The sequence below is a fragment of the Candidatus Symbiopectobacterium sp. genome, assembly GCF_020054415.1.
Lineage (GTDB): Bacteria > Pseudomonadota > Gammaproteobacteria > Enterobacterales > Enterobacteriaceae > Symbiopectobacterium.
On sequence record NZ_JAHWCO010000128.1, the window covers coordinates 1 to 1,437 of the forward strand.

The window sequence follows — 1,437 nt, forward strand, 5'->3', positions numbered from 1 at the left end:
ACCGCGCTGCTTTAGGGCCTTGTTATAAGAGGGCCAGTTGGTGATTTTAAAATTTTGTTTTGCCATGGAGACCTGATTTTGAAACAACTGTGGTGATCTGCTCCGATGATTACCCAAAAGTTCTATTTATTCAACAAAGCCTGTAATCGTACACTTTTCCGACCGGGATCTTGTGGTAATACACCAGCGAGCCCGCGTTGAGCGACCCTAAATCATCGGCATGAAGATGGACCAACAACTCCCCACTGTTAACCCGATATTTCGGTTGGGTATCCAGCGCAGAAAAGTGCGCTTGCGGCTCGCCGGGGCTGGGCATCATACCGATATAGTTACCACCAACCAGGGCATCAAGGCCGGAAACGCCCGCCAGTGAGGCTTTGGGAGTTACCAGCCAGAATTTAGTCCCGCTGCGTAACGCTTCTTTCATGTCGCTCTTAATACTGGCTTCCACCTGGATGGTACGCAGGTCTTCGCTCAGCGAGATGTTTTGTACCGTCCCGATTTCGACGCCTTGATAACGCACTGGGGTTCTACCAGCCACAATGCCGTCAGAAGAAATAAAATCAATGGTGACCGTGGTGCCACGTTCTTGCTGATTGGTATAGAGCAACCAGCCGGCAATCATCAGTGCAATAAAGGGCAGCAGCCAGAACGGCGATATACGACGCTTATGCTTGATCGCGGTTCGTGTTGATTCGGGTGTTGTTGAATCGTGTTCCATGGGTATCCCACATTAATCGGCTATCCAGCCATTCCGCAGCGAGAATAGTCAAAATAACGGCCGCACCGAAATAGAAGGCCGCCGGGACTAAGGTAAAAGCCAACAGTTGGTCGCGGTTTACCAGCGACATCATCAAAGCGATGAAGAACAGATCCAGCATTGACCAGCGGCCAATCCAGATCATGGCACGTAACAGGCGCATGCGCGTCGTGATAGCGCGTTGTGCGCGCAGATGTATGCTCAACAGCAAGATGCTCAGCACGATAACCTTGGTGAAGGGCACCAGTATACTGGTGATAAAAACTACCGTCGCGACAGGCACATTGCCGTTTGCCAGCGAGATAATGCCTGAGAGGATGGTGTCCTCTTTGCGCGCGCCATTGACGTAGAGAATCGAGATGGGTAGCAGGATGTCCGGCACTAGAAATACGATGGCGCTGATCAATGCCGCACAGGATTTTTGCAGGCAGTGGCGCCGACGTGCTCGTAACGGGGTATGGCAGCGCGGGCAGCGTCCCCTAGGGTCTGGTGCGCTGGTAAAATGGCAGGCCAGGCACAGGCGATAACGTTCTGGGGGCTTTGTTGAATAATAGGGAATAATGCTGTTATGACACGCCTGTTTTGGATTAAAATGCTGATCGCTCCGGGATGCATCACCACGCTCTGGATTTAACATACTGATTTTACGTCAAGGGAATCCGCAGCCTTTATGGCTA

The 1,437-nt window shown here is 51.6% G+C and carries 2 pseudogenes; both read right to left on the reverse strand.

The window, feature by feature from the left end:
* Window positions 1-142: 142 nt before the first annotated feature.
* A pseudogene (locus tag QZ506_RS03955) lies at window positions 143-721 on the reverse strand (MlaD family protein); the annotation flags it as partial.
* Window positions 669-1,409: pseudogene (locus QZ506_RS03960) on the reverse strand (PqiA/YebS family transporter subunit); the annotation flags it as partial. The pseudogenes QZ506_RS03955 and QZ506_RS03960, both read right to left, overlap by 53 nt.
* Window positions 1,410-1,437 lie beyond the last annotated feature (28 nt).